This is a genomic window from Gloeocapsopsis sp. IPPAS B-1203 (assembly GCF_002749975.1).
Taxonomy (GTDB): domain Bacteria; phylum Cyanobacteriota; class Cyanobacteriia; order Cyanobacteriales; family Chroococcidiopsidaceae; genus Gloeocapsopsis.
The window spans coordinates 50,067-58,329 of the sequence record NZ_PEIG01000025.1 but is presented as its reverse complement, the minus strand read 5'-3'; the positions used below and the strand labels follow the sequence as shown (position 1 = coordinate 58,329).

At 44.2% G+C, this 8,263-nt stretch carries 6 protein-coding genes; 1 reads left to right on the top strand and 5 read right to left on the bottom strand.

Features of this window, described 5'->3' with window-relative positions; translation table 11 throughout:
• From CSQ79_RS26455 to gloA, 4 genes are all read right to left on the bottom strand, one after another.
• Positions 1-117, bottom strand: a 117-nt coding sequence (locus CSQ79_RS26455; protein ID WP_148669260.1) for a sugar phosphate nucleotidyltransferase, incomplete at its 3' end; no start/stop codon positions are given.
• A gap of 234 nt (positions 118-351) precedes the next feature.
• Complete coding sequence (gene clpB / locus CSQ79_RS26450) at positions 352-3,012, bottom strand: ATP-dependent chaperone ClpB (protein ID WP_099704090.1); 2,661 nt, start codon at positions 3,010-3,012, stop codon at positions 352-354.
• A 45-nt stretch (positions 3,013-3,057) separates the two neighbouring features.
• Entirely contained in the window at positions 3,058-4,623 is a 1,566-nt protein-coding gene (locus CSQ79_RS26445; protein ID WP_099704089.1) for an iron uptake porin, read from the bottom strand.
• Between the two features lie 13 nt (positions 4,624-4,636).
• The gene (gene gloA, locus CSQ79_RS26440) at positions 4,637-5,071 is read right to left on the bottom strand and encodes a lactoylglutathione lyase (protein ID WP_099704088.1); all 435 of its coding nucleotides are present in this window, start codon (positions 5,069-5,071) and stop codon (positions 4,637-4,639) included.
• A 309-nt stretch (positions 5,072-5,380) separates the two neighbouring features.
• Here gloA and eno point away from each other — a divergent pair, with 309 nt between their 5' ends.
• Complete coding sequence (gene eno / locus CSQ79_RS26435) at positions 5,381-6,670, top strand: phosphopyruvate hydratase (RefSeq protein ID WP_099704087.1); 1,290 nt, start codon at positions 5,381-5,383, stop codon at positions 6,668-6,670.
• 217 nt (positions 6,671-6,887) lie between these two features.
• On the opposite strand, the gene argC is transcribed toward eno, so the two are convergent.
• Positions 6,888-7,946: an N-acetyl-gamma-glutamyl-phosphate reductase gene (gene argC / locus CSQ79_RS26430; protein WP_099704086.1), complete on the bottom strand. Its 1,059-nt coding sequence runs from the start codon at positions 7,944-7,946 to the stop codon at positions 6,888-6,890.
• Between the last annotated feature and the right edge of the window lie 317 nt (positions 7,947-8,263).

Below are 8,263 nucleotides of genomic sequence, written 5' to 3'. Positions count from 1 at the left end.
TTTCATAATGTGCCACAGTATCGGTTTTCCCCCAATCTCTACCATTGGTTTTGGTTTGATTGTTGTCTCTTCACTTATCCGCGTTCCTAGTCCCCCTGCCAGTATTACCGCTTTCATAGCTTTTCCTATATTTTTTTATACAGCTCAGCGAATTTGTAAAGTCAGCTTCCTAAGTACCTATACTAATGCGGAGGTTATCAATAGAACCGTAAAGAATGCGTGAACAATAAGTATTTTCTCTAAATATTTAGTGAAAATGTCAAACAAATGATAATTACGTTGCTCAAATGGGAAAAAAAATAGGCTAGTGATTTTACACAGAGCCTATCTAGCATCAGTTTTTTGAGTACATTAAGTACTGCGAGTTGCTTCGGTAAGTACTGAGCGATGAGTCTTAGCTTTTTCTTTAGCAACAAAGGAAAGACTATTGTCTATGTAGTCAACTGAAATTGTGTCACCCTCATCGAAAGCATTTTCTAATAACTTAGTTGCGAGTGGATTTTCAAGTTCGCGTTGAATTGCACGTTTTAAAGGACGAGCGCCATAAACAGGATCGTAGCCAACATCAACTAAGTATGCTTCAGCTTTTGGGGTCAACTCCAAACCAAGTTTTTGTTCGGCTAAGAGCTTTTGAACGCGCTTGAGTTGAATGCGAATAATCAGTCCAAGTTCGTTACGGTTGAGTGTATGGAACAGAATAATGTCATCAACGCGGTTGAGAAATTCGGGACGAAAGTGCGATCGCAACGCATCGAGGACACGTTTGTGCATAATTTGGTACTTACTGTCGTCACCAGACACATCCAAAATATGTTCGCTACCGATGTTACTCGTCATCACAATCACGGTGTTGCGAAAATCGACTAATCTTCCTTGCGAATCCGTAATGCGTCCATCGTCAAGGACTTGTAATAAAATATTAAAAACGTCTGGGTGAGCCTTTTCGACTTCATCAAACAGCACAACTGAATAAGGACGGCGACGAATTGCTTCTGAAAGTTGACCGCCTTCTTCATATCCAACGTACCCTGGAGGCGCTCCTACCAAACGAGAGACTGAATGTTTCTCCATGTACTCAGACATATCCAAACGGACTAAAGCATTGTCCGAATCAAAGAGAAACTCTGCCAAAGCACGGGCGAGTTCAGTTTTGCCTACTCCTGTAGGTCCCATAAACAGGAAAGAACCAATAGGGCGACCAGGATCTTTCATTCCGGCTCTTGCCCTGCGAATTGCTGCTGATACCGCTGATACCGCTTCAGATTGCCCGATTACTCGCTCGTGTAAGTGACTTTCAAGTTGTAGTAGTTTTTGCCGTTCGGATGCGAGCAAGCGATTAACTGGGATTCCCGTCCACTTAGCAACAATTGCTGCAATATCGGCTTCGGTTACTTCTTCACGCAGCAGTGTTGAACCACGCGCTTGCAGGTCGATCAGCATTGTTTCTTTCGCTTCGCGATCGCGGCGCACTCCTTCGAGTTTGCCATATTTAAGTTGAGCCGCTTTGTTCAAATCATATGCTCGTTCAGCTTGCTCAATTTGAACTTGCAGTGCATTTTCTTCTTTCTTCAAAGCACTGATAGCATCAAGTAACTGCTTTTCACCTTGCCATTGCGAGTTTAATTCTTGTTGTTTAGTTTTCAGGGCGGTAATTTCTTGCTCAATACGTTCTAATCGTTCGCGATTTTTAGCTTCGCGTTGATCTTCACCGGCAACAGACAATTTTTCCATTTCCAGCTGCATTAGCCGCCGATCAATTGCTTCAACTTCCGAGGGCTTCGAGGTTATCTCCATTTTCAGTTGTGCTGCTGCTTCATCAACCAAATCAATTGCTTTATCGGGTAAGAAGCGATCGCTGATATAACGATTGGAAAGTGTCGCCGCCGCAACGAGGGCTGAATCGGTAATTTTTACGCTGTGATGCACCTCATAGCGTTGTTTTAATCCTCGCAAAATTGAGATAGTCGTTTCGACTGAGGGTTGATCGACAAAAACTTGCTGAAAACGGCGTTCTAAAGCCGCGTCTTTTTCAATATATTTCCGGTACTCGTCTAAAGTTGTTGCCCCAATACAGCGCAGTTCGCCCCGTGCCAGCATTGGTTTGAGTAAATTCCCTGCATCCATTGCGCCTTGTGTCGTTCCACCAGTACCAACAACAGTGTGTAATTCGTCAATAAACAAGACAATTTGACCGTTGGACTCAGTGACTTCGCGCAATACTGAACGCAAGCGATCTTCAAATTCACCACGATATTTAGCACCAGCAATTAAACTACCAATATCGAGCGCAATCAGTTGACGATTTTTGAGTGATTCGGGGACATCGCCGTTAATGATGCGTTGCGCTAAACCTTCAGCGATCGCCGTTTTGCCTACTCCTGGTTCCCCAATTAAAACAGGGTTATTTTTACTACGACGCGATAACACTTGAATAACTCGCCGAATTTCATCATCGCGTCCAATCACTGGGTCAAGCTTCCCTACTTTTGCCTGTTCTGTCAGGTCACGACCATATTTTGTGAGAGCTTCATAACGCGCTTCAGGAGTAGGATCGGTAACTTTCTGACTTCCTCTGACGGCCTTGATTGCAGCCTCTAACTTTGCTTTATCTAAGTTCAAACCTTTGCATAAACGGCGACCAATGCGTTCATCATCGGCAAAGGCTAACAAAAAATGTTCAACCGAAATCAAACTGTCTTCCATTGTCACTCTAGCCGCCTCAGCACGATCCAGCATGACATCGAGTGCACGACCGAGATACAGTTGGTCAGGTTTTCCCAAAAACTTAGGTTGGCGTTTTGTAAAGGCTTCGAGTTGTTGTAGAACTTGCGGCGCTTCTACATTAGCTCGATTGAAAAACCTGTGTGCTATCCCTTTTTGATCTTCCAGTAGGGCGATCATGAGATGCTCGACTTCCATCTGTTGTTGTTGAAAGCGGCGGGTAACATCTTGCGATTGAACGATGGCTTCCCAAGCTTTATCAGTGAACTTACTAGGATCGGTAGGCTGCATTTTTACGATTTACGATTTGGGCGTTTAGACTGGAGATTTAATAAATTAAAAAGAAAATACTGTGCGCAGAGTACCTTGCCAAATAGTGCCGCTGGAACGGTCGTTATTTGCGTGTTTTACGAGTTGCACGGCGGGAGTAACACTAATATTTTCGCTTAGAGTCAAATTGTAGAATGCTTCGACGTTCGTTTGAGTAGCATTACCTAGATCATCTTCAATAAAAGGCTGACCAAAAGCGATTCCGGCAATTGTTCCAGGAATCGCTAAATTACGAACTGTTAAACCAACTGCCCACGAGGTAGGATTCAGGTCAAGTTCTTGATTAACAGCAGTATTGAAGCCTTGATAGCTACCAAAGCCAAAACGTCCATAGACCGCAGCATTGCGATTGAAGGCATATTCAGCGTTGATTCCTGCTGCTTGAATATCGGTATTGTTAATCACAGCGTTAGTGTATTGCAGTCTTACAGCTAAGTTAGCACTAGAAGAATATTCCAATTCCACACTGCCTTGATAGCGATCGGAAAACAATCCTCCTTGAGTAGGGGTTGTGGAGTTAGGTTGATTGCCATCTGCCGCAATGTAGAGCGATCGCACTGTGAATGCACTACCATTAATGTTCCAAGCAACAGCTGCCCCTGCACCACCTTCACGGTCGATTTGATTTTGGACAATCAGTGGATTATTAATTAAAAAGCTGGAACTAAAATCAACGGCGGGATTATTTGCCGAACGATTGCGGTCAATAAAATCGCTAGGAGACATTTTTGCTCCTAGTGTAACTGCTAAGTCTGCACTCGGACGAAACGTGTAATAAAGTCTACGTAAACTTAGAGTCTCATCAATTTCTGTGTACTCTAAACCACCACCATCAGCCAGTAAACCACTTGTTCCCAAAAGATTTTGTTCGCGGTTGTGCGCGACAGAGATCGCATCTTGTCCTCGATTACCTGCTTCGAGTTGCGTCAATAGTAAATCCTGAGGCGAAAAACTAGTGAATAAATTGAGTCGCTGCCTTGAAACTACTGTAGCATTCGCATTTGTACCATCGGTAAATCCCAGAATGACTTCGCCATTGAGTTTTGTTGTAGTAGAAAACTGGGTAGATGTTAACTCATTTGTGCGATCGCTCAGCGTGTCAAGCTGAGTTCTAATTTCTTGCAATACTGAGTTGTAATCGCGTTGTAACCGCTGTAATGTAATGAGATCTTCCTGACTAAATTGCCCAGCTGCTTTATTTGCTATCAGTGTGTTGACTTGATTGAGAACTTGATTGAGAGCCACTGCAAATTCGTAGCGTGTTACTGGGCGATTGCTCCTGAAAGTGCGATCGGGAAAACCAAGCAAAATGCCGTAGCGAGAAGCTAACGAAAGCATCGCTTGCACTTCCCAATCAGTCGGTGTCTCATCAACTAACTCACTTACAGCAGGAACATATGTCATCGGCGCTTCCACAACTTTATTTGCAGGTGGAATCTTTGTACTACAACCATCTGTATTACAGGGGTTTGGCTGAGTCATACCATTTGCTTTAACTGGTGTAGCATGGGTCAAAGCTGCCCAACTGATGATTCCAAATAAGTACCAAGTATTCCACCACTTTCTAGGCATTGCTGTACAAGTATTACTGGGATACTAACTGTGGCTGTGCTACCTTTTGTTCAGGAGATCCTTGAGTACCCAGTTGAATTAGTTCTACTTTATACCCATTAGGATCTTCTACAAACGCAATCACAGTAGAGCCATGCTTCATTGGCCCAGGTTCGCGGACAACTTTACCACCACGGGCTTTAATTTCCTCGCAAGTGCCATAAATATCATCAACTCCAATGGCAATATGACCATAAGCATCGCCTAAGTCATATTGCTCTGTACCCCAGTTATACGTGAGTTCTAGCACTGTATTGTCTGATTCATCGCCGTAACCGACAAATGCTAGCGTAAACTCGCCGCCAGGATAATCTTTTTTCCGCAGCAGTTTCATGCCTAAAATATCACAGTAGAATTTCAGGGATTCTTCTAAGTTACCAACGCGTAACATTGTGTGTAGTAATCTCATGACAATCTCCTAATAACCTTTTTTCATTGTAAAGAGCGAAGCAACTACGTCTGGAGGAGTGATGCAACGAGTGCACTGAAAGCCAGGAGGATAGAACTTATTGCCAGAATCGCATCTTTAAACTAAAAAAGTGATCTAAACCCCTATCCTAACTATCAAGCTTGACCGTAGCATCAATAAATTGACAAAGTTGGTAACTGGTAATTGGTGATTGGGAATTGGTTACTGAAATCTTGAAGCTATTACCCATTACCCATTACCCATTGCCCGTCACCCATTATCCATAATTAACTTGAGGTGCTAGAGAGGATGATTGACACTTTAGAGACTGCAATTGAAAACATTGTCGCTAGAGAAATTCTTGATTCGCGGGGACGTCCGACGATAGAAGCTGAGGTGCACTTAATCAGTGGTGTTGCTGGAATTGCTCAAGTGCCAAGTGGGGCGTCAACAGGGACTTTTGAAGCTCACGAACTACGTGATGACGATAAAAGTCGTTACGGTGGGAAAGGGGTACTTAAAGCTGTCGAAAATGTCAAAGAGAAAATTACCCCAGAGTTGATGGATTTGGATGCTTTGAACCAAGAACTGGTTGATCGCACGATGATCTCCTTGGATGGTTCGCCAAATAAGGCAAATTTGGGTGCGAATGCAATATTAGCAGTGTCCCTCGCAACTGCCAAAGCGGGTGCTGAGTCCTTGGGATTACCTTTATATCGCTACTTGGGAGGACCTTTAGCCAATTTACTCCCTGTACCTCTGATGAACGTAATTAACGGTGGGGCGCACGCGGCTAACAATATCGATTTTCAAGAATTTATGATTGTTCCAGTCGGTGCGCCTTCTTTTCGAGAAGCATTGCGCTGGGGTGCTGAAGTGTTCGCGACCTTGAGTAAGGTTTTAGACAGCAAAGGTTTATTAACAGGGGTGGGTGACGAAGGTGGTTTCGCACCTAACTTAGAGTCAAATCAGGTCGCACTGGAACTGTTAGTAGCGGCAATTGAAAAAGCAGGCTATAAACCAGGAGATGAAGTTGCTTTAGCCCTCGATGTTGCTGCTAGCGAGTTTTACAAAGATGGTCAGTACGTTTATGATGGTGCAGTTCACACGCCAACAGAGTTAGTTGATTATCTTGCTGAATTAGCTGCGCAATATCCGATTGTATCGATTGAGGATGGTTTGCACGAAGAAGATTGGCAACATTGGCAATTATTGACACAAAAAATTGGAGAACGCACCCAGTTAGTTGGTGATGATTTATTTGTGACAAATCCTACGCGCTTACAAAAAGGCATCGAACAAAAAGCTGGCAACGCGATTTTGATTAAACTGAATCAAATTGGTTCATTAACTGAAACTTTGGAAACAATCGACTTAGCGACGCGTAATGGCTTGCGATCAGTGATTAGTCATCGTTCGGGAGAAACCGAAGATACGACGATCGCAGATTTAGCCGTAGCTACCCGTGCCGGTCAAATTAAAACAGGTTCCCTTTGTCGCAGCGAACGAGTGGCAAAATATAACCGACTACTACGCATCGAAGATGAACTTGGCGATCGCGCTGTTTATGCAGGTGCAGTGGGTATGGGACCTAAATAGGGGCGAGGAGTGAGAGGCGAGGGGCGAGTGAAGAGTGGTTAGTTTTGGAAAGCGCAGTGAAGGGAGGCAATTATCTTGAGTTTTGAGTTGAATCTTCTGATTCAGAACTCGACACTAAGAACTCATAACTCCTAGTTTCCCTCGCTGGGCTTCGTCCCGCTGGGCTTCGCCTCGCTGGGCTTCGCTAACGCTAACGCCCCTCACTCTTCACCCCTTCTTACGGATAAAATGCGAGTTTAGGTAATCCTAGCGTTTCTTCCCAGCCCATCATGATGTTTAGGCACTGAATTGCTTGACCGGCTTGACCTTTGATTAAGTTGTCAATTGCGGACATGACGATGACTCGACCTGTGCGTTGATCGACTTCAATGCCGATGTAACATAGATTGCTACCACACGCCCATTTTGTTTGCGGATACACGCCACTTGCGCAAATTGTGATCCAAGGGCAATTACGATAAAAGGCTCTAAAAATCGTAATCAAGTCATCGCGTACTAACCCTGGGTCGCGTAAAGTTGCATACACTGTTGCCAAAATGCCGCGCACCATAGGAATTAGATGAGGTGTAAACTGTACCATCACTTCATGACCAGCCAAATCGCTGCAAATTTGCTCGATCTCTGGAATATGGCGGTGACGTGCTACGCCGTAAGCTGATAAAGAATTATCGGCTTCTGCAAGTAATAACCCTGTTTTTGCCTGACGTCCGCCACCTGAAGTACCAGATTTAGCGTCAATGATGGCAGTTTCTGGAACAATTAACCCTTGCTTGAGGAGGGGAGCCAGTGCCAATAAACTCGCAGTGGGATAGCACCCAGGACAGCCGATTAATTGGCTATCAGCAATGCGATCGCGATATAGTTCGGGTAAACCATAAACCGCAGTAGCTGCGATTTGGCGATCGCAGCGATCGGTACCATACCAATTTTTATAGGTTTCTAAATCAAAAAATCGATAATCGGCACTCAGATCGAGTACCATTAATCCTTTTTCTATTAAAGTGGGTGTGATTTGACAGGCAAGACCGTTTGGCAGAGACAAAAAGACTACTTGACAGCGAGTAGCAATTGTTTCTGGTTCTACTGGCTCAATTGGGAGGTCAACGCGATGCGCTAGATGCGGATAGAGATCTGCAAATGTTTTGCCCGCACTACTCTCGCCGCCTAAATACACGAGTTCGACTTCGGGATGATCCTGCAGAAGTCGTACTAGCTGCACCCCGCCATAGCCTGAAGCGCCCACAATTCCGACGGAAACGCGCCCCATATCTCCCATGATGCAAAATTCCTATACACTTACAAATGGGTAAAAAATGATAAGCTTTCGCTGCATTGTAGTACTAAAACTGAATTTTAGGCGCATCAATTTTGGCAGATTTGTGAAAAAGGGACGAGGGGCGAGGAGCGAGGAGCGAGTGATTAGTGAAAGAGTTTTGTTCGCGTAACGTGCCATCAGGCACTATTTTGAATTGTTCGCGAAGAAAGGTGTTAGAGGCAATTATTTTGAATTAAAAGACTTTTATAACTCAATACTTCACGACTCATAACTTCGATTGGCGCTACAATCAAGGAAAAGTTTCCTTTAAAAAAGTT

Excerpts from the sequence above, each read along its gene's own strand:
- clpB (WP_099704090.1), bottom strand. The coding sequence starts at position 3,012 with ATGCAGCCTACCGATCCTAGTAAGTTCACTGATAAAGCTTGGGAAGCC.
- CSQ79_RS26445 (WP_099704089.1), bottom strand. The coding sequence starts at position 4,623 with ATGCCTAGAAAGTGGTGGAATACTTGGTACTTATTTGGAATCATCAGT.
- gloA (WP_099704088.1), bottom strand. The coding sequence starts at position 5,071 with ATGAGATTACTACACACAATGTTACGCGTTGGTAACTTAGAAGAATCC.
- eno (WP_099704087.1), top strand. The coding sequence starts at position 5,381 with ATGATTGACACTTTAGAGACTGCAATTGAAAACATTGTCGCTAGAGAA.
- argC (WP_099704086.1), bottom strand. The coding sequence starts at position 7,946 with ATGGGAGATATGGGGCGCGTTTCCGTCGGAATTGTGGGCGCTTCAGGC.